This is a genomic window from Burkholderia sp. FW306-1C-G01B, from assembly GCF_058781685.1.
Window position 1 is genome coordinate 216,926 of record NZ_JBYSWZ010000007.1, and the last position, 18,242, is coordinate 235,167.

The window sequence follows — 18,242 nt, forward strand, 5'->3', positions numbered from 1 at the left end:
GGTTATCCGCGCTTACAGGTTGATGAGCGTCTGGTCGACGGTCTGCTGCGTCTTGATCGTCTGCGCGTTCGCCTGGTAGTTGCGCTGCGCGGTGATCAGGTTGACGAGCTGCGACGTGAGGTCGACGTTCGAGTTCTCGAGCGCGCTGCCCTGCAGCGTGCCGTGGTTCGTGCTGCCCGGTGCGGACACCTGCGGCACGCCCGACGCGGCGGACTCCGCATACTGGTTGCCGCCGAGGTTGACCAGCCCGTTCGGGTTGTTGAAGTTCGCGAGCGCGATCAGGCCGAGCACGGCGGTCTGGCCGTTCGAGTAGTTGCCGGTCAGCTTGCCGTCGGCGCCGATCGAAAAGGTCGTCAGCGTGCCGCTCGCGTAGCCGTCCTGCGCGAGGTTGTTCACGCCGTCCTTGCCGCCGTACTGCGTCGTGCCGGTCAGGTCGAGCGTGAGGCTCTGCGGCGTCACCGAGCCGTCAGTGTTCGGCACGGTGAACTGGAACTGGCCGAGCGACGCGGTCGGCGCGGGCGGCGTGCCCGTCGTCGTGCTCTGGATCGCGCCCGACGAATTGAACGTGACCGTGCCGAGATCGGTCGTGGCGCCGCCCTGGACGCCCGCGTACGCTTCCCACGTGCCGGCCGCCGACTTCACGAAGTACATGTTGACCGCCTGCGAACCGCCGAGCGAGTCGTACACCTGGATCGACGTCGAGTAGTTGTAGGTCGTGGTGTCGGTCGCGTTGAACGGCGTCTTGGCCGGCACCGTGTCCTGCGAGTTCAGGTTGAACTGGCCGGTGATCTTGGTCGTCGCGGTCGGCGCGATGTTGGACGTCGGCGCCTGCATCGGCACGGTCTGCGCGGCGTTGATCACGCCGCCCGAGCCGGCCGCGTAGCCCATCAGGTTGCGGCCCTGCGAGTCGACGATGAAGCCGTTCTTGTCGCGCTGGAACGTGCCGTCGCGCGAGTACGTCGTCACGCCGTTGTTCGACATCTGGAAGAAGCCGTTGCCGTTGATCGCGACGTCGAGCGACGAGTTCGTCGTATTGATCGTGCCCTGGCCGAACTGCTGTTGCACCGATGCGAGCGACGTGCCGATGCCGATCTGCGTGTTGACCGACGTCGCGACCGAGTTCGCGTACATGTCGGCGAACTGCGCGGTGCTCGACTTGAAGCCGACCGTGTTCGCGTTCGCGATGTTGTTGCCGATCACGTCGAGCGCGTTCGATGCGCCGGCGAGGCCGCTCAGACCCTGTTGATAACCCATTTCGGTCTCCGTTTCGGGGAAGCTGAATCAGTTGGACGTAGTGCCGCCGGACGACGACGTATTCGGGAAAATCGACGCGACCTGGGTGAGCCCCACCGTCGTGCCGTTCGACAGCACGAGCCCCGCCGTGCCGTCTGCCTGCTTGATCACGCTCTGCACCTGCGCGGCCGCGAGCGTCGTGGCCGCCTGCGGCGTGCCGGCGCTGTTGGTATACGACGCGCTGATCGTGTACTTGCCGTCCGGCAGCGCATTGCCCGCCGCGTCGGTCGGCGTCCAGTTGAACGGCACGGTGCCGGCCGACTGCGCGCCCGCGTTGATCGTGTTCACGACGGCGCCCGCCGAGTTCTTCACGGTGATCGTCAGGTTCGACACCGAGCTCGCCAGCGACACGCCGAACGGCGACGCCGCGCCGCCCTTCACCGCGACCGCGTTGCCCGGCGCGAGCACGTTCGTGCCGATCAGCAGCGCGGCCTGCGTCTGCTGGCCAGCCGTGAGCTGCGTCGACAGCGACGTGAGCGACGTGTTCAGCTGCGCGATGCCGCTCACCGTGTTGATCTGCGCGAGCTGCGACGTCATCTGCGAGCTGTCGACCGGGCTCGTCGGATCCTGGTTCTGCAACTGCGTGACGAGCAGCTTCAGGAACGTCGCCTGCAGGTCGCTCGCCGACGTGCCGTTGGTCGACGACACCTTGTTGGTGTTCATCGTGTCGGTCGGCAGGGTCGACACGTTCGTGCCGTTGCCGCCGATCGTCGTGCTGGAGGAAGTCATCCTGGGTGGCCTTCTATCGGAACAGTCAGGTTGGGGTCGGTCGGCGCGCGGCTCACGAGCCGATCGTCAGCGTCTTGAGCATCAGCGTCTTCGCGGTGTTCAGCGTCTCGACGTTGGCCTGGTACGAGCGCGACGCCGAGATCATGTTCACCATCTCCTGCACCGGGTCGACGTTCGGCATCTGCACGTAGCCGTTCGCGTCGGCGGCCGGGTTCGCCGGGTCGTAGGTCGACTTCATCGGCGACGGGTCGTCCATCACCTTCGTCACGCGCACGCCGCCCACGCCCTGGCCCGACGCGGTGCGCGCGCCGCCCATCGGGTCGGTCGCGAACACGACCTGCTTGGCCTTGTACGGCTTGCCGTCGGGGCCGGTGGCGCTGTCGGCGTTCGCGAGGTTCGACGCGGTGACGTTCAGGCGCTGCGATTGCGCGGACAGCGCCGAACCGGCGACGCCGAAGATGTTCATCAACGAAGGCATGGAGGCTCCTTGTGCTTGTGCGCGGGTTCGGAAGCGGCGCGCTTACGAGTTCGTCGAGATCGCGGCGATCATGGCCTTGATCTGCTGGGTCATCACGGTCATCCCGGTTTCGTAGTGCAGCGCGTTGTTCGCGAACTGCACGCGTTCGACGTCGAGATCGACCGTGTTGCCGTCGAGCGACGGCTGCAGCGGCATCCGGTACTGCGCGCGGCCGTAGTCGTCCGCCGGGCCACCCGTCGGGATCAGCTTCGCCGTGCCGGCCATGTGGCCCGCCGCCGTCGACACCATCGACATGCCGCTCGTCACGCCGGCCGGCTGCGTCATCGGCAGTTGCGCGGCGTTGCTCGGCGCTAGGCCGCCGTTCGTCTGCTTCAGCGAGCGCGCGAGCGTCGACGCGAAATCGACGTCGCGGGCCCGGTAGCCGGGCGTGTCGGCGTTCGCGATGTTCGACGACAGCAGTTCCTGCCGATAGGCGCGCACGTCGAGCGCCTGTCGGCCGAACGCGAATTCCGCATCGAGTTTGTCCAGCATGTGTGCGTCTCTCCGTATGAAGCGCTGCACGCCCCTCGCGCCGGATGGCGACCCGAGAGGCTTTTTTCCATGACAGCGATGGTAGGCGCGGCACGCAACCGGCAATCGGGCGAATAACGCGGCAAAGCCCCCCTCTATTCATCGTTTGCGCAGCGGCCCCGCTCCCTAGAATGCAAATCGGATCAACGGATCGAGGGCAAGGCGATGACTGGCAGCGCACTTCGCGGCAGGAACGGGCGGCTCACGCACGTCCGGCGTGCGTTTGCGCTCGCCGCGGCGCTATGGATCGCCGCCCCGGCCGCGCACGCGGACGACGGGACGATCGTGATTCCCGGACGCGGCGAAACGGCCGAAACCGCGCTCGCGCACGCCAATGCGGCGAGCGGCGGGCAGTTCGGCGGGAATGCGGGGACGGGTTCGGGCGCAGGCATGGCGCAGGACGCGGGACGCGCGGCGGCAGGTGCGGGTGGTACGGCCGGCGCTGCCGCTGCCGGCCATGCGGCGCAACCGGCGAGCGCGATGGTCGTGACGAACGTCCCGCCGCCAGCCCCCGCACCGGCAGCCGCGCCGGCCCCCGTCTATGCAGCCGCTCGCGCGAACACCGTCTACGGCGCGCCGCGCGCCGCCGATCCCAACGCCATCGCGACGGTCGTCGCCGGAACGGCCGAGCCCGCGTCGAATCCCACGCGGCCGGCGCCGCAGGCAGTCGCTGCGCGCATGGCAGCAGCGCGCGCCGCGTCAGCCGCGCCGGCGCCGCGCGCACCGGCGGCTTCCCCGGCGGCTTCCGCCAACCCGGCCCAGGCGGCCCCCGCGGCCCAGAGCGCGACGCCGCCCGGCCAACAGGACCCCGACTCGATCCGGCGCGCAGCCCTCGCGTTCCTGCAGCAGCAGATCGCGGGCCTGCCAGGCAAGACCACCGCGACGGTCACGACCGCGTTTCCGCGCGGGCTCGCCGCGTGCACGACGCTCGAGCCGTTCCTGCCGACCGGCGCGCGCCTGTGGGGCCGCACGACGGTCGGCGTGCGCTGCGCGGGCGAACGGCCGTGGACCGTCTACCTGCAGGCGAAGGTCGCCGTGCAGGCCACCTATTACGTCGCCGCGCGCCAGATCGCGCCCGGCGAGCCGCTGGGCGCGGCCGACCTGGTCGCGCGCGACGGCGACCTGACGGTGCTGCCGCTCGCGGTGATCACCGATCCGGCGCAGGCGGTCGGCTCGACCGCGCTCGCGCGCATCTCGGCCGGGCTGCCGCTGCGGCAGGACATGCTGAAGAGCGCGGCGTCGGTATCGGCCGGCCAGACGGTGCGGGTCGTCGCGGCCGGCCCCGGTTTCACGATTTCGGCCGAGGGCAGCGTGCTCGCGAATGCGGCGCCCGGCCAGTCGGTGCGGGTGCGGATGGCGGCGGGCCAGATCGTCACGGCAATCGTCAAGGACGCCGGCACCGTGGAAATTCCGCTGTAGGGACGGATCCCGCCGCAAGATTGCAAAGAATTGTTTATTCGGAGAATTTCGGGCTCACGATGCTAAAGTTCGGGCCGACCCGGCCGTTATCTGGGTCAAACCGTACAGGAAACCCATCGTGAAGATCGATTCCACTCCGAAACCGAGCCCCCTCGCGCCGACCGGCAACGGCGCGGCCCGTGCACAATCCGGCGCGGCCCAGTCGTCCGCGCAGGCGGCCGACGCAGGATCGACCGGCGGCGACGCGACCGTGAACCTGTCGGGTCTGTCCGGCCAGTTGCGCTCGGCATCCGCGTCCGGCAACGCCGATATCGACACGGGCCTGGTCCAGTCGATCAAGGAAGCGCTGAACAACGGCACGCTGACGATCGATGCGAACAAGATTGCCGACGGCGTATTGAACACCGCCCGCGAACTGCTGCAACAGCAGCGCCCGCAGGGCAGCTGAGCCGGCCGCCTCGCGGCCGGTCCCCCCGGTTTGCCGGCGCGCCGCACCCCGCGCTCCGGCGCGACGAGCATGACGCGATGAGAGAAGAGCTGCTGGCCACGGTCAACGACGAACACGCGACGGTCGAGGCGTTCGCGTCCCTGCTCGCCTACGAGGAAAAAGCGCTGACGACGGCGGAGCCGCTCGACATGCTGCCCGGGATCGTCGAGAAGAAGAGCGAGCTGATCGACCGGCTCGCGCAGCTCGAACGCACGCGCGACACGCAGCTGTCCGCGCTCGGCTTTGCATCGGGCAAGAAAGGGATGGACCAGGCCGCCGAGCGCGATGCACGCCTCGCCGGCCGCTGGCAGTTGCTGCAGCAGGCCGCCGAACGCGCGCGCCAGGCCAACGCGAACAACGGGATGCTGATCCGGATCCGGATGGACTACAACGAGCGCGCGCTCGCGGTGCTGCGCTCGGCGCCCGCACCGGCCGGCGTCTACGGCCCCGACGGGCGCGTGTCGGCGCTGACGCGCTGACGTCGCGCCGCGCGGCCGCCCGACGGCCGCGCGCCTGCCTTGCCCTTCCTTACAACAGCGGACACGCGGTGACCTGCGTGCCGCGCGCCACGCACAGCCGCTCGTAGTCGCGCAGGTACGCGCGCTCGTCGTCGTCCAGCAGGTCGAGATCGATCAGGTCCCAGTCGTAGCCGACCGTCACGATGTTCTCGAACGTCACCGTATCCGGCTGCGCTTCGTCCGGCCGGATGATCACGATGTTCTCGATCCGCACGCCGCCCTTGCCCGGCACGTAGATGCCCGGCTCGACCGAAATCACCGCATTCGGCACCAGCCCGTATTTCGCGCCCGGCGCGAAACGCACGCCGCCTTCGTGCACGTGAATCCCGACGCCGTGCCCGGTGCCGTGGCCGAAGTCGTGGCCGTGATCGCGGCACACCTGCCGCACGAGCGCATCGACGTCGCCGCCCGTCGCCGAGGCCGGGAAGCGCGTGACGAGCCCCTTGATGCAGGCCTTCAGCGCGACCGTGTAGATCTCGCGCTGCCACGGTTGCGCGACCGTGTCCGCGCGCGTGCGGCGCAGCACGACGCGCGTGCAGTCCGTCGCGAAGCCGGCTTCGTAGTACGCACCGCTGTCGAGCAGCACGAGTTCGCCTTCCGTCAGCTCGACGTCGGCGCTCGCCGCCGTGTAATGCGCGAACGCGCTGTTCGCGCCGTTCGCCGCGATCGACGGAAACGTCAGCGCGACCGCCGAGCGCGCGCCGTACGCGTCGTTGATCGTGCGCGCCAGGTCGTATTCGGTGTGGCGTGCGCCCGGTTCGCCGGCCTTCGCCCAGCGCATCGTCTCGGCGATCGCCGCGGAGCTGCGCGCGAACGCGTCGCGGAACCGGTCGAGCACCGCCGGCGTCTTCGCGGCCCGCATCGCCTCGACCGGATTGAAGTCGGCATGCCGCGCGTGCGGCCACACGCGGCTGACCGCGTCGACGAGCGCGCAGTTCACCGATTCGAAGCCGTAGCACACGTGATCGACCGCGAACTGCGCGAGAAAGCGCTCGAGCGCCGCGACGTCGCGCCGGATCACGTGCAGCGCCGGATACGACTCGAGCGCGACTTCGCAGCGGTCGCAGCCTTCCGGCAGGAACAGCGCGACCTCCCCGCCGACCGAGAACAGGAAGCCGAGATGCGACGATGCATTCGGGATGTGATAGCCGCGGCTGTTCAGCAGATACGCGAGATCGTCCGACGCGCAGGTGAAGAACGCGGCCTTGCCGTCGGCCGCGCCGGTATGCGCGGCGAGCTTGCGGTTCAGCGTGTCGATGTTCTGCGCGACGCTCAGGCCCGTCATCGATTCCGGCAGCTCGAAGATCGGCCGCTCGACGACCCAGCCCGGCAGCGCGATCGCGCGGTCGATCTCGCGATCGGCGAGGCTCGTCCAGTCGAGCACCGCGGCCTGCGTCTGCTCGAGCAGACGGTCGCGCTGCGCGACGCTGATCCGCAGCGCGTCGTAGCCGACCCGCGCGAGCCGGCTCGCATGCGCGACCAGCCAGTCGGCCATCGCCTGCCAGATCGTTAGGTTCATCCCGAGCTTCTCGATGCGCACGCGCGCCGGATCGCACTGCTGCTCGGCCTGCAGGTGATAGCGGCCATCGACGAACAGCACGAACGGCGGCACGCCGAGCACCTGCGCAGTCTCCGCGCTCAGGAAGATCCCGCAGCCGGCCGAGCCGTCGAAGCCCGACAGCGCGTAGCGCGGGTTATTGCTGCGCGGCAGGTACTCGGTGACGTATTCGTCCTGCGACGTGACCACCACCGCGTCGAGCCGCGCGGCGTCGAGCAGGCGCGACAGGCCGGCCTGCGCGTCGGCGACGGACGCGTCGTACGGGGGAAGGCCGGAGAAGCTGTATTTCAGTCGATCGATCATCGGATGCCCACGTTTTATCCATTGTTGTCGGCGGCCGGCGGCGTGACGCGGCCGGCCGCATGCCTGAAGCAGGCGTGTCGCGACACGGCGCCGATGGTCGGGCGACGCGCGGCACTGCACGTCGCCGGGCCGCTGTGCAGTGCCAGCGGCAGGTCCGCGGAAATTTTTGTCTCACTTAACTTTGTTTGATGCGCGCGACAGAATCTAGAGCACGCTGAAATTGAGGTCAAGCCAAAATTTTCGTAGGACTAAAATCGGCGGCACGGTTCCGCACGCAGGCGCACCGTGGCCTCGCCCGGCGACACCGCGCGGTACAATGCGCCGGCATCGTCGTCCCGACGGCCGTGCTTCGTGCGATGCGCGGAAAGCAACGTCCCGGCGGCTGCACCGCCCCTCCGGCAACGCACGTTCCCCTGTTTGGGAAAAATCATTCGTGGGGCTGGCCACCAGAAGGGCCAAGCACGGCGTCATGCTCCTCGCGAATACGTCGAGTATTCGCTTCGTCGCATTCCTTGCGCTCGGCCCTTCTGGTAGCCAGCGCAAGCCCGTTATTAGCGGGAACAGGCCCTTGCCTCCCGACTCGTTGCCACGAAAGAGATTCATGGATTCAGACCTCATGCGTATCGGCCAGCGCATTCGCCGCCTGCGCCGGGAAGCGAAGAAGACGCTGCTGGAAGTCGCGACCGAAGCGAAGCTGTCGGTCGGGTTCCTGTCGCAGGTCGAGCGCCATCTCACGGGTATCTCGCTGTCGTCGCTCGTCAATGTCGCGAAGGCGCTGGGCGTGCCGCTCGGCGCGCTGATCGACCAGCCGCGCCAGGCGCAGCCCGATTCGCACGAAGGCAGCCGCAAGCCGTACGCGGTCGACAGCGCGTCGCAGTGGTACGAACGGCTGTCCACCACGTTCGACGGCAGCCAGATCAACGCGGTCAAGGTGCAGATGATGGAAGGCTACCGCTCGGAATGGGTGTCGCACGGCGGCGACGAATTCGTCTACGTGCTGACCGGCCGCATCTGCTACACGGTCGGCAAGAAGGATTACCCGCTGGCGCCCGGCGACTCGCTGCACTTCGACGCGCGCAAGCGGCATCGCGTCGCCAACGTGGGCGACGGGCCCGCCGAACTGATCGTGGTCGGCACACTGCCGCTGTTCGACGACAGTTGCGCCGAATTCGTGTCCGCGACGATGGAAATCAGGCAGCCCGAGCCCGGCGTGCGCATTGCGCCGGGCGAGCCGCGCGCGAGCCGCCGCGAACCGGCGCCGAAACGCGGCCGCGACGCCGATCCGGCACGGCCGGCCGGCGCGGCGGAAAAGAAGGCCACGGCCAAGCCGCGCGCATCCGCCGGCAAACGTCCGGCGGCCGCGACCCCGGTGCGCAAGGCAGCCGCGCGCAAGAAGCCGTAACGGCTGGCGGGCGCGCGCCGCCCGCCCCTTTCATACCTGCCCCCTATTCGCCGATCGCGAGCGCCTGCGCGACGGCCTGGATCCGCGCGCGATGCACGGCCTCCTTGATCTTCTCCGCTTCGCTGCCGATGCCGCGCGCGATCGCGCCGGCATCGACGCTGCGCGCGGCCGCGAGCGCCACGCGCAGCCGCTCGGCCTGCGGATACGGCTGCGCGTCGAGCCCGAGCCGCCCGCGCGCATCCGATTCGCACGCCTGCAGCATCTCGGCGAAACGCGCCGGCTTGCGCAGCGCGTCGCTGCGCTCGAACAGCCGCACCAGCGCGGCCGCGCCCATCTCCATCACGCGATGCAGGTTGCCGTGCTCGCGTGCGACCACGAGCGCGAGATCGCGGCAATCGTTCGGCACGCGCAGCCGCTCGCACAACGGCTTGAGCAGGTCGACGCTGCGGCCCTCGTGGCCGACGTGGCGCGGCAGCACGTCCGCCGGCGTCGTCGCCTTGCCGAGATCGTGCGTGAGCGCCGCGAAGCGCACCGGCAGCGAATAGCCCTGCTTCGCCGCGTAGTCGACGACCATCATCACGTGCACGCCCGTATCGACTTCCGGATGGTAGTCGGCGCGCTGCGGCACGCCCCACAGCGCATCGACCTCGGGCAGGACGCGCGCGAGCGCGCCGCAGTCGCGCAGCACCGCGAACATGCGCGACGGCTTGGCCTCCATCAGCCCGCGCGCGATTTCCTGCCACACGCGCTCGGGCACCAGCGCGTCGACCTCGCCCGCGTCGACCATCCGACGCATCAGCGCGAGCGTTTCGTCGGCGACCGTGAAATCCGCGAACCGCGCGGCGAAGCGCGCAATGCGCAGGATCCGCACCGGATCCTCGACGAACGCGTCGCTCACGTGCCGGAACACGCGCGCACGCAGGTCGGCCTGCCCGTCGAACGGGTCGATCACGGGCCCGACCAGCGCGCCCTCCGGGCTCACCTCGCGCGCCATCGCGTTGATCGTCAGGTCGCGCCGCGCGAGATCCTCGTCGAGCGTCACGTCCGGCGCGTAATGGAACTGGAAGCCGTGATAGCCGGCCGCCGTCTTGCGCTCGGTGCGCGCCAGCGCGTATTCCTCCTGCGTGTGCGGATGCAGGAATACCGGAAAATCCTTGCCGACCGGCCGGAAGCCCTGCGCGGCCATCTGCTCGGGCGTCGCGCCCACCACCACGTAGTCGCGGTCCTGCACGGGCACGCCGAGCAATTCGTCGCGAATCGCCCCGCCTACTGCGTAGATGTTCATGGCTGCGGCTCGTATTCGGCGATCACATTGGTCTCGCGGCGCGCGGCGTCGATCCACCGCTGCACCGCCGGCAGCGCCGTCACGCGCGCCGCGTAGCCGGCCGCGTCCGGCGACAGGCCCGGCTCGTACGTGTTGAAGCGCATCACGACGGGCGCGTACATCGCATCGGCGATCCCGAACTCGCCGAACAGGAACGGCCCGCCCGACGCCTCGAGGCACGCGCTCCACAGCGCGTCGATGCGCGCGACATCGGCGAGCGCGTCGGGCGTCGCGCCGCGCCCCGGCATCGACGCGCGCACGTTCATGCCCATCTGCGTGCGCAGCGCCGCGAAACCCGAATGCATCTCGGCCGCGATGCAGCGCGCATGCGCGCGTTCGAGCGGATCGGCCGGCCACATCGGAAACTGCGGATAGCGCTCGGCGAGCGTCTCGGCGATCGCGAGCGAATCCCAGATCGCGACGCCGTGGTCGTCGATCAGGCACGGCACCTTGCCGGACGGCGAATACTCGAGGATGCGCGCGGCCGTGTCGTCGCGGCGCAGCTCGACCGCGATCTCGTCGAACGGGATGCCGAAATGCGCGAGCAGCAGCCACGGACGCATCGACCACGACGAGTAGTTCTTGTCTCCAATGACGAGTTTCATGACGGTGTTCCGGAAAACGCGAAGGTGGAAAGGAAGAGGCCGAACGACCGCATCCCGGCCGCGCCTAGCGGCGCGAACGGAACCAGTCGAACCGCGACCGCGCCGCGGCCTTGCCGAGATACGCGGGCGCAATGCTTTCGAGACTCGCGGGCGAGATTCCGAGTTCCGGCGCGAGCGGCCCCGACAGCACGTTCGGCACCGACATCGACGCGAGATTGTCGCGCGTGAGTACCGGTTCGCCGGGCAGGCATTCGAACACGCTTGCCTGCAGCCGCGCAAGCGCGTCGGACAGCCGCACGATGCGTGCCTGCCTGCCGACCAGCGTGCCGCAATAGCGCACCAGTTGCTCGAGCGTATAGACGGTCGGGCCGCCGAGTTCGTAGGTCTTGCCGTGCGCGGCCGCGAGATCGAGCGTGTTGACGAACGCGCGCACGACATCGCCGACGAACACCGGCTGGAAGCGCGCGTCGGGCATCGCGAGCGGCAGCACGGGCACCGTGCGCTGCAGGTTCGCGAACGTATTGAGGAATGAGTCGCCGGGGCCGAACACGACCGACGGGCGGAAGATCGTCAGCTCGAGCGAATCGGTCGCCGCGATCGCATGCAGCGCCGCTTCGCCGTCGCCCTTCGAGCGCTGGTACATGCTCGCGCCGTGCGAATCGGCGCCGAGCGCGCTCATGTGCAGCAGGCGCCGCACGCCGACCTCGGTGCACGCGCTCGCGAGCGCGGCCGGCAGCGCGACGTGCGCGCGCTCGAAGCCGGGCCCGTACGGCGTGCCGCGGCCGCCGTGCAGCACGCCGACCAGATTGATCGCCGCGTGCGCGCCGGCGACGCAGCGCGCGAGCGTGCGCGTGTCGAGCGCTTCGAGCTCGACGATCTCGACCGGCAGCATCTGCAGATGGCGCGCGTGGTCGCGCCGCCGCGTGCCGATCCGTACCTGCTTGCCGGCGTCGATCAGCGCATTGACGAGCCGGCTGCCGATGAAGCCGGTGCCGCCCAGCAGCACAACGGTCTGGCGATCCATGTTCGACACTCCTGGGCCTGTTCACGCTAATAACGGACTTGCGCTGGCCGCCAGAAGGGTCGAGCGCAAGGACTGCGACGAAGCGAATACTCGACGTATTCGCAAGGAGCATGACGCAGCGATCGGCCCTTCTGGCGGCCAGCCCCATTTATGACTTTTCCCCGGTCAGGGAAACGAGCCTTGCCGACCGCATTGCGGCGTCGCGCGTCGCTTGTCCGGCTCGGCCAAACGGCGCTCCTTGCTTCTTGCACCGCGGCCGGCAACGCACGTTCGCAAGTCCGTTATTAGCGTGAACAGGCCCTTAAGAACACTGCCGCGTCTCGCGCGGCAGTGTGAAGATTGCGGATCAGGGCGAGATCATGCCTAGACGTTTCTTCAACGACTGCGGCTTGCCCTCGAAGAGCGCCGCGTAGTAGACGGTGTTCGACAGCACGTTCTTCACGTAGTCGCGCGTCTCGTTGAACGGAATCGTCTCTGCGAAGATCGCGCCTTCGACCGGCTGCGTCAACACCTGGCGCCACTGGCGCGGCCGGCCCGGGCCCGCGTTGTAGCCGGCGGTGGCCAGCACCGGCGAGCTGTCGAAGTTGTTGTAGATGTCCGCCAGATACCAGGTGCCGAGCTGGATGTTGGTATCGATGTCGTGCATCTGCGCGCGCGTGATCGTGCCCATGCCGAGCTTCTTCGCGACGAGCTGGGCGGTGGCCGGCATCAGCTGCATCAGGCCGCCCGCGCCCACCGACGAGCGCGCGCTCGTGATGAAGCGCGACTCCTGGCGGATCAGCCCGTACGCCCATTCGATGTCGAGGCCCGTCGACTGCGCATAGCGCTCGACGATGTTGCGGTACGGCGACGGGTAGCGCAGCGTGAAGTCGTGCTCGGCCTTCGTGCGGTCGGCCGTGTTGACCGTGCGGTCGAGCAGCTCGACGCGCTTGCCGTACTCGGCGGCCGCGAGCAATTGGCGATCGGTCATCCCGCGCAGCGGCCAGTTCCATTCGCGGTTGCCTTCGAGGCGCAGGTTCAGCGCGTAGAAGCGCTGCGCGAGCGCGAAGCCCGGAATCTTGCCCATCGCGTCGATCTCGGCGTCGCTCACCTTCGTGCGCGGCGGGACCGTCGTGCGCTGGCCGAGCTCTTCGCCGGCGAGCTGCCCGTAGAAGTTGAACTGGCCCGCGACCTGCTCGAATTCCTGGTTCGCCTGCAGCGTGTCGCCGCTCTGCTTGAGCGCGCGCGCATGCCAGTAGATCCACGCCGGATCGCTGCGCAGCGACGGCGGCATCTGCTCGATCGACCAGCGCACCATCGGCCAGTTGCCGGCGAGCAGCGCGGCGCGCGTGCGCCATTCGTAGCCCGGGTTCGACAGCGGTGCATTCGCGGATTTCGCGTACCAGACCGACGCGAGCGGCGAGCGCTTGATCGCGCCCTGGTAACCGATCGCGCCCCATGCGATCGCCTGTTCCTGTTTCGTGAGCGAGCCGGCGACCGACGTCAGCATCCCGGCGGCCGCGTCCGGATCGTTGCGCGCCATGCGGCCGAGCGCGATCAGCGCGAGCTGGTGCGACGTCGCGTCGGGGCCGACGCCGCGCGCGAGGTACAGCGGCGGCGCGCTCGTCGCCTGGTCGAAGGCGACCGGGCGCGGGCCGAGCGCGTCGACGATCTTGCCGCCGAGCGTCGTGTAGTTCTGCTCGTACGCGAGGCGCGCCTGCTGCCACACGTCGTCGCTCGTGAACTGCTGGTTGACCGTGAGCGCGGTGATCAGGTCGACGCACGCGTCGCCGTAATTCTTCGGCTCGACGAGCAGCGCGCGCGCCGCATCGGCGACGTTCTCGCCGCGCGCCGCGCGCGATTCGAGCGCGTAGCACCTGACCTGCGTGTCGTCGTCGAGCACGAAGCGCTTGTATTGATCGTCGAAGCTGCGCCAGTCGTGGCGCGCGCCGAGCACGAGCAGGTAGTCGTTGCGCAGGCGGTCGGCGATCGCCTGGCCGTCGTAGCGCTGCAGGAACGACTGCACGGGCGCGTCCGGCGCGTCGACGCGCGCGCGGCCGGTCGAGTCGAACAGCTGCGGCTTGATCTGGAAATACTCGACGTAGGACGGGACCGGATAGTTCGGGATCATCGACGCAAGCTGTGCGGCTTTCGCGGCATCGTTGCGGCGTGCGGCTTCGCGAAGCTGCACGAAGATCTGGTCATCCCCGGCGACCGTGTCGTCGCCCGGTGCGGCGCACGCGGCCGTGCCCGCGACGAGCGCGGCCGCCGAAAGCGTCAGCGCGACCGCGCGATATACTCGGAAAAGGCTGTTCGACATCGTTTTGAATGGAGCACGAATTGAGCGAAAGCATAGCACGCCACCCTGTGCCGAACCCGAAGGTTGCACTGCGCAAAACGCTGTCCGGCGCGCGTCGCGACGCCGCGTCGCAGCCCGCCGCGAACGCCGCGCTCGACGCGCGGCTGCGCACGCTGCTCGACCGGCTCGCGCCGCGCACGGTCGGGTTCTACTGGCCGCTGCCGGGCGAATTCGATGCGCGCGACGCGGTGCTCGCGTGGTGCGCGGCAGGCGCCGGCCGGCGCGCCGCGCTGCCCGTGATCGGCGAGCGGCACACGCCGCTCGCGTTCCATGCGTGGGACACACACACGCCGATGCGCGAGGGCCATCACCGGATTCCGGAACCGGCGGCGGGAATCGTCGTCGTGCCCGACCTGCTGCTGATTCCCTGCGTGGGATTCGATCCGCAGCGCTACCGGCTCGGCTACGGCGGCGGCTACTACGATCGCACGCTCGCCGCGTGGCCGGGCGACACGCTGCCGGTGACGGTCGGCATCGCGTATGAAGCGTGCCGCGTCGACGCGCTGCCCGCCGAAGCGCACGATCTCGCGCTGCGCTGGATCGTGACCGACGGCGCGCTCTACCCGGCCGCCGGATGACGCGGCGCGCGGCGCCACGGCCGTCGCCGCACGCCCGTCAGCGCAACGCCGCGCGCAACACTTTCCGCAATCGTTTACAGCGACGCCGCCGCGCGTGCGGCCGTGTCGTACAGGCCCGATGCGTGGCGCAGCAACTGCGCCGCGTCGCCGATCTGCTCGTTGGTGAGCCCGCTGTCCTTCAGCGTCTCGATCAGGCAGTGCTCGCGCACCTCGCGATACTTCAGGCACAGGTCGCGGCCCGCGTCGGTCGCGAAGAAGAACACTTCCTTGCCGTTTTTCTCGCTCTTCACGTAGCCGCGGGCGATCAGTTTTTTCAGCGCATAGGTCGCGACGTGCGTATCCTCGATATTGAGCACGAAGCAGATGTCGGCGAGCTTCTTCTTGCGTTCGCGATGGCTCACATGATGCAGCAGCGACACCTCGACCGCCGTCATGTCCTTCGCGCCGGCCGCCGACATGCAGCGCACCATCCAGCGGTTGAACGCGTTGCCGGCCATGATGAGCCCGTATTCGAGCTCCGACAGCTCCACGCTCGAATCGGAAACGAGGTGTTCGGATGACACGATCTTGGTCGGAGAACGCTTCATGGAAAGGCGGCGCAAGCAGGATGTCAGGGTGTGCCGAGTGTACGTCAGAAGCCCCGGTATACGGGCTAGGCGAAAACGCTTATTGGTAAGTTATCGATATCTTGTTGACAATGTGCGCTAACATTGCCGTCCGAACCGTGCCAGTCCGATGACGCAACCCCGCTTTTATCCGCTCGGCGATGCCGCCCTCGTCTGCGAGGTGCCGCCGCCCGCCACGCTCGATTGCCAGCGCCGCGTCTGGGCCGTTGCCGAGGCCGCGCGCGCGTGGCCCGACGTGATCGACGTCGTGCCGGGCATGAACAACCTGACCGTCGTGTTCGACCCGCTCGCCGCGACGGCCGAGTCGCTCACGCCGGCGCTGCGCGACGCGTGGGAGACGGCCGACGTCGAGCACGCGGACGGCCGCGACGTCGAGATCCCGGTCGAGTACGGCGGTGCCGCCGGCCCCGATCTGGCGGCCGTCGCCGCGCACACGGGCCTGTCGGCCGACGAGGTCGTCGCGCGCCACGCGGCCGGCGAATACGTCGTGTTCTTCATCGGCTTCCAGCCGGGTTTCGCGTATCTCGGCGGCCTCGACGCATCGCTGCACACGCCGCGCCGCGCGGCACCGCGCCTCGAGGTGCCGGCCGGCTCGGTCGGCATCGGCGGCGCACAGACGGGCATCTACCCGGCCACGTCGCCCGGCGGCTGGCAGTTGATCGGCCGCACGTCGCACGTGCTGTTCGATCCGGCGCGGCCGCAGCCGACGCTACTGCTGCCCGGCGACCGCGTGCGCTTCACCATTGCAGGAGTCGACGCACGATGACCCAGAGCAACGCACCGGGCACCATCGAGGTGGTGCGGGCCGGCCCGCTGTCGACCGTGCAGGATCTCGGGCGCCGCGGCGCGCGCCATCTCGGCGTCGCGCAGGGCGGCGCGCTCGACGGCCTCGCGCTCGAGGTCGGCAACCGGCTCGTCGGCAACCGCTCCGACGCGGCCGCCGTCGAGATCACGATCGGCCCGACCGCATTCCGCTTCACGCGCGCCACCCGCATCGCGATCACCGGCACCGAGTTCGGCGCGACGCTCGACGGCCGGCGCGTGCATTCGTGGTGGAGCCTGCCGGTCGAAGCCGGGCAGATGCTCGTGCTGCCGGCCGCGAAACGCGGGATGCGCGGCTACCTGTGCATCGCGGGCGGCATCGACGTGCTGCCGATGCTCGGCTCGCGCAGCACCGATCTCGCGTCGCGCTTCGGCGGCCTCGGCGGCCGCACGCTGCGCGACGGCGATCGGCTCCCGGTCGGCGTGCCGCCGGCCGGCGCGGGCTGCCTCGCGGCCGACGCGCCCGAATTCGGCGTGAAGGCGCCCGCGTGGTGCGCGTTCGCGCGCGTCGACGAGCCGCCGCGCCGCCACCGCCCCGCGCATGCGCATGCGCCGTGGGCGATGCCGGTGCGCGTGCTGCCGGGCCCCGACTACGCGTCGTTCGCGGCCGATTCGCAGCAGGCGTTCTGGGACGACGAATGGCTCGTCACCGCGAACAGCAACCGGATGGGCTATCGCCTCGCCGGCGCCGAGCTCGTGCGCGAGCGGCCGGTCGAGCTGCTGTCGCACGCGGTGCTGCCCGGCACGATCCAGGTGCCGCCGAACGGCCAGCCCATCGTGCTGATGCACGACGCGCAGACCACCGGCGGCTACCCGAAGATCGGCACGGTGATCCGCGCCGACCTGTGGAAGCTCGCACAGGCGCGGCTCAACCTGCCGATCCGCTTCGTGCGCACGACACCCGACGCGGCGCGTGCCGCCCTCACCGCGGAACGCGCGTATCTGCGGCAGATCGACATCGCGATCGACATGCGCGAGGAAGCGCGCCGCCGCGCCCAATCGCGCGCGGCGTGACAATGGCGGAAGCGGTACGGAAGACGCGCCACGCAATCAGTGGACGAGGAACATCATGGAAATCGATCTGAATGCCGATCTCGGCGAAGGATGCGGATCGGACGAGGCGCTGCTCGACCTCGTCACGTCGGCGAACATCGCATGCGGCTGGCACGCGGGCGGCGCCAATGCGATGCGCGACTGCGTGCGCTGGTCCGTGCAGAAAGGGGTGTCGATCGGCGCGCACCCGAGCTTTCACGATCCGGAGAATTTCGGCCGCAAGGAAATGCAGCTGCCGGCCGGCGACATCTACGCCGGCGTGCTGTACCAGCTCGGCGCGCTGTCGGCGATCGCGCAGGCCGAAGGCGGGCGCATCGCGCACGTGAAGCCGCACGGCGCGCTGTACAACCAGGCCGCGCGCGACCCGATGATCGCCGATGCGGTGGTGTCCGCGATCCACGATTTCGATCCGTCGCTCGCGGTGTTCGGGCTCGCGAACAGCGTATTCGTCGCGGCCGCGCGGCAGGCGGGGCTCGCCGCGGTGGAGGAAGTGTTCGCCGATCGCGGCTACCGCGCGGACGGCTCGCTCGTGCCGCGCAACCAGCCCGGCGCGCTGATCGACGACGAAGAGGCAGTGCTCGCGCGCACGCTCGACATGGTGCGCAACCGGCACGTGCGTGCATTGAGCGGCGAATGGGTGCCGCTGAACGCGCAGACCGTCTGCCTGCACGGCGACGGGCCGCATGCGCTGGCGTTCGCGAAGCGGATCCGCGCGGCGCTCGAGGCGGCGGGTGTCGATGTCGTGGCGCCCGGTGCGCTGCAGGCCGACGAAGGCGCGTGACGCGTATCCGTCGCGTGACACGTGCGTTGCACATATCCGTCGCACAAAAGAAAAAAGCGCCCTCGTGGCGCTTTTCCGTTGGCGCAATCGCTGCGGCTTCGCCGTCTGTCGATTCGCCCCCCGAAACCGTCTTTCGACGGTGACCGGAAAAACATTCCGGATTAAAAAACGTCCGCCGCCGCCCGATCACTGCATTCCCCGGTCAGACGACGGAACGTCGCTTATCTGCAAGTCGGCCCGCATGCATGTGTTGTCCGACGATGATTGGCCCCGCCGTGCATGCAGACACTCCGCAGCCGGCACGCGCTTCACGTGCCGGCAACGCTAACCCCGC

Annotated in this window: 18 protein-coding genes; 8 read left to right on the top strand and 10 right to left on the bottom strand. The window is 69.3% G+C overall.

The features are described from left to right. Positions 1 to 12: 12 nt before the first annotated feature. From flgE to flgB, 4 genes are read right to left on the bottom strand one after another with little or no spacing between them, the layout of a single operon-like run. The gene (flgE, locus tag AC3WLY_RS16165) at positions 13 to 1,254 is read right to left on the bottom strand and encodes a flagellar hook protein FlgE (RefSeq protein WP_175963354.1); all 1,242 of its coding nucleotides are present in this window, start codon (positions 1,252 to 1,254) and stop codon (positions 13 to 15) included. 27 nt (positions 1,255 to 1,281) lie between these two features. Next, positions 1,282 to 2,022, bottom strand: a complete 741-nt coding sequence (gene flgD / locus AC3WLY_RS16170; RefSeq protein WP_175963353.1) for a flagellar hook assembly protein FlgD — start codon at positions 2,020 to 2,022, stop codon at positions 1,282 to 1,284. Positions 2,023 to 2,074: 52 nt separating this feature from the next. Then, positions 2,075 to 2,500 (bottom strand): flagellar basal body rod protein FlgC, encoded by a 426-nt coding sequence (gene flgC, locus AC3WLY_RS16175; RefSeq protein WP_006485701.1) that lies wholly within the window; start codon positions 2,498 to 2,500, stop codon positions 2,075 to 2,077. 42 nt (positions 2,501 to 2,542) lie between these two features. Then, positions 2,543 to 3,031 (bottom strand): flagellar basal body rod protein FlgB, encoded by a 489-nt coding sequence (gene flgB / locus AC3WLY_RS16180; RefSeq protein WP_175963352.1) that lies wholly within the window; start codon positions 3,029 to 3,031, stop codon positions 2,543 to 2,545. 204 nt (positions 3,032 to 3,235) lie between these two features. On the opposite strand from flgB, the gene flgA reads away from it, so the two are divergent. The 3 genes from flgA to AC3WLY_RS16195 all read left to right on the top strand — a co-directional run bounded on the left by flgA (position 3,236) and on the right by AC3WLY_RS16195 (position 5,455). Further along, on the top strand, positions 3,236 to 4,489 hold the full coding sequence (gene flgA, locus AC3WLY_RS16185; protein ID WP_072437542.1) for a flagellar basal body P-ring formation chaperone FlgA: 1,254 nt from the start codon (positions 3,236 to 3,238) through the stop codon (positions 4,487 to 4,489). Positions 4,490 to 4,607: 118 nt separating this feature from the next. Continuing rightward, positions 4,608 to 4,937 (top strand): flagellar biosynthesis anti-sigma factor FlgM, encoded by a 330-nt coding sequence (gene flgM / locus AC3WLY_RS16190; protein WP_175963350.1) that lies wholly within the window; start codon positions 4,608 to 4,610, stop codon positions 4,935 to 4,937. A gap of 77 nt (positions 4,938 to 5,014) precedes the next feature. Then, positions 5,015 to 5,455 (top strand): flagella synthesis protein FlgN, encoded by a 441-nt coding sequence (locus AC3WLY_RS16195; RefSeq protein WP_072437544.1) that lies wholly within the window; start codon positions 5,015 to 5,017, stop codon positions 5,453 to 5,455. A gap of 49 nt (positions 5,456 to 5,504) precedes the next feature. Here AC3WLY_RS16195 and AC3WLY_RS16200 read toward each other — a convergent pair whose 3' ends face one another. Next, positions 5,505 to 7,355 carry a M24 family metallopeptidase gene (locus tag AC3WLY_RS16200; RefSeq protein WP_492310634.1) on the bottom strand — a complete coding sequence of 617 codons (1,851 nt, stop codon included), beginning with the start codon at positions 7,353 to 7,355 and terminating at the stop codon, positions 5,505 to 5,507. Between the two features lie 601 nt (positions 7,356 to 7,956). Between AC3WLY_RS16200 and AC3WLY_RS16205 the strand changes: the two genes are divergently transcribed. Beyond that, positions 7,957 to 8,757 carry a helix-turn-helix domain-containing protein gene (locus AC3WLY_RS16205; protein ID WP_310135574.1) on the top strand — a complete coding sequence of 267 codons (801 nt, stop codon included), beginning with the start codon at positions 7,957 to 7,959 and terminating at the stop codon, positions 8,755 to 8,757. Between the two features lie 43 nt (positions 8,758 to 8,800). Here AC3WLY_RS16205 and AC3WLY_RS16210 read toward each other — a convergent pair whose 3' ends face one another. The 4 genes from AC3WLY_RS16210 to AC3WLY_RS16225 form a co-directional block, all read right to left on the bottom strand. Further along, on the bottom strand, positions 8,801 to 10,042 hold the full coding sequence (locus AC3WLY_RS16210; RefSeq protein WP_492310633.1) for a multifunctional CCA addition/repair protein: 1,242 nt from the start codon (positions 10,040 to 10,042) through the stop codon (positions 8,801 to 8,803). Then, positions 10,039 to 10,686: a glutathione S-transferase family protein gene (locus tag AC3WLY_RS16215; RefSeq protein WP_175963346.1), complete on the bottom strand. Its 648-nt coding sequence runs from the start codon at positions 10,684 to 10,686 to the stop codon at positions 10,039 to 10,041. Before AC3WLY_RS16215 ends, AC3WLY_RS16210 begins: the two co-directional genes overlap by 4 nt. A 64-nt stretch (positions 10,687 to 10,750) precedes the next feature. Further along, complete coding sequence (locus AC3WLY_RS16220) at positions 10,751 to 11,710, bottom strand: complex I NDUFA9 subunit family protein (protein WP_425133319.1); 960 nt, start codon at positions 11,708 to 11,710, stop codon at positions 10,751 to 10,753. Positions 11,711 to 12,056: 346 nt separating this feature from the next. Beyond that, on the bottom strand, positions 12,057 to 14,009 hold the full coding sequence (locus tag AC3WLY_RS16225) for a lytic transglycosylase domain-containing protein (protein ID WP_310135583.1): 1,953 nt from the start codon (positions 14,007 to 14,009) through the stop codon (positions 12,057 to 12,059). A gap of 8 nt (positions 14,010 to 14,017) precedes the next feature. Between AC3WLY_RS16225 and AC3WLY_RS16230 the strand changes: the two genes are divergently transcribed. Further along, on the top strand, positions 14,018 to 14,626 hold the full coding sequence (locus AC3WLY_RS16230) for a 5-formyltetrahydrofolate cyclo-ligase (RefSeq protein ID WP_492332693.1): 609 nt from the start codon (positions 14,018 to 14,020) through the stop codon (positions 14,624 to 14,626). A 74-nt stretch (positions 14,627 to 14,700) separates the two neighbouring features. On the opposite strand, the gene AC3WLY_RS16235 is transcribed toward AC3WLY_RS16230, so the two are convergent. After that, positions 14,701 to 15,213 (bottom strand): winged helix DNA-binding protein, encoded by a 513-nt coding sequence (locus AC3WLY_RS16235; protein WP_175963342.1) that lies wholly within the window; start codon positions 15,211 to 15,213, stop codon positions 14,701 to 14,703. A 148-nt stretch (positions 15,214 to 15,361) separates the two neighbouring features. Between AC3WLY_RS16235 and pxpB the strand changes: the two genes are divergently transcribed. Genes pxpB through pxpA form a run of 3 tightly spaced genes read left to right on the top strand, consistent with a single transcriptional unit; the run spans position 15,362 to position 17,908 of the window. Then, complete coding sequence (gene pxpB / locus AC3WLY_RS16240) at positions 15,362 to 16,018, top strand: 5-oxoprolinase subunit PxpB (RefSeq protein WP_425133321.1); 657 nt, start codon at positions 15,362 to 15,364, stop codon at positions 16,016 to 16,018. After that, positions 16,015 to 17,088, top strand: a complete 1,074-nt coding sequence (locus AC3WLY_RS16245; RefSeq protein ID WP_492310792.1) for a 5-oxoprolinase subunit C family protein — start codon at positions 16,015 to 16,017, stop codon at positions 17,086 to 17,088. The genes pxpB and AC3WLY_RS16245 overlap by 4 nt, the downstream gene beginning before the upstream one ends. Positions 17,089 to 17,143: 55 nt before the next feature. Further along, positions 17,144 to 17,908: a 5-oxoprolinase subunit PxpA gene (gene pxpA / locus AC3WLY_RS16250; protein ID WP_175963339.1), complete on the top strand. Its 765-nt coding sequence runs from the start codon at positions 17,144 to 17,146 to the stop codon at positions 17,906 to 17,908. The last annotated feature ends 334 nt before the right edge of the window (positions 17,909 to 18,242 follow it).

Bases quoted from the DNA above. Each gene is read 5' to 3' on its own strand.
- flgE (WP_175963354.1), bottom strand. From the start codon at position 1,254: ATGGGTTATCAACAGGGTCTGAGCGGCCTCGCCGGCGCATCGAACGCG.
- flgD (WP_175963353.1), bottom strand. From the start codon at position 2,022: ATGACTTCCTCCAGCACGACGATCGGCGGCAACGGCACGAACGTGTCG.
- flgC (WP_006485701.1), bottom strand. From the start codon at position 2,500: ATGCCTTCGTTGATGAACATCTTCGGCGTCGCCGGTTCGGCGCTGTCC.
- flgB (WP_175963352.1), bottom strand. From the start codon at position 3,031: ATGCTGGACAAACTCGATGCGGAATTCGCGTTCGGCCGACAGGCGCTC.
- flgA (WP_072437542.1), top strand. From the start codon at position 3,236: ATGACTGGCAGCGCACTTCGCGGCAGGAACGGGCGGCTCACGCACGTC.
- AC3WLY_RS16195 (WP_072437544.1), top strand. From the start codon at position 5,015: ATGAGAGAAGAGCTGCTGGCCACGGTCAACGACGAACACGCGACGGTC.
- AC3WLY_RS16200 (WP_492310634.1), bottom strand. From the start codon at position 7,355: ATGATCGATCGACTGAAATACAGCTTCTCCGGCCTTCCCCCGTACGAC.
- AC3WLY_RS16205 (WP_310135574.1), top strand. From the start codon at position 7,957: ATGGATTCAGACCTCATGCGTATCGGCCAGCGCATTCGCCGCCTGCGC.
- AC3WLY_RS16210 (WP_492310633.1), bottom strand. From the start codon at position 10,042: ATGAACATCTACGCAGTAGGCGGGGCGATTCGCGACGAATTGCTCGGC.
- AC3WLY_RS16215 (WP_175963346.1), bottom strand. From the start codon at position 10,686: ATGAAACTCGTCATTGGAGACAAGAACTACTCGTCGTGGTCGATGCGT.
- AC3WLY_RS16220 (WP_425133319.1), bottom strand. From the start codon at position 11,710: ATGGATCGCCAGACCGTTGTGCTGCTGGGCGGCACCGGCTTCATCGGC.
- AC3WLY_RS16225 (WP_310135583.1), bottom strand. From the start codon at position 14,009: ATGTCGAACAGCCTTTTCCGAGTATATCGCGCGGTCGCGCTGACGCTT.
- AC3WLY_RS16230 (WP_492332693.1), top strand. From the start codon at position 14,018: ATGGAGCACGAATTGAGCGAAAGCATAGCACGCCACCCTGTGCCGAAC.
- AC3WLY_RS16235 (WP_175963342.1), bottom strand. From the start codon at position 15,213: ATGAAGCGTTCTCCGACCAAGATCGTGTCATCCGAACACCTCGTTTCC.
- pxpB (WP_425133321.1), top strand. From the start codon at position 15,362: ATGACGCAACCCCGCTTTTATCCGCTCGGCGATGCCGCCCTCGTCTGC.
- AC3WLY_RS16245 (WP_492310792.1), top strand. From the start codon at position 16,015: ATGACCCAGAGCAACGCACCGGGCACCATCGAGGTGGTGCGGGCCGGC.
- pxpA (WP_175963339.1), top strand. From the start codon at position 17,144: ATGGAAATCGATCTGAATGCCGATCTCGGCGAAGGATGCGGATCGGAC.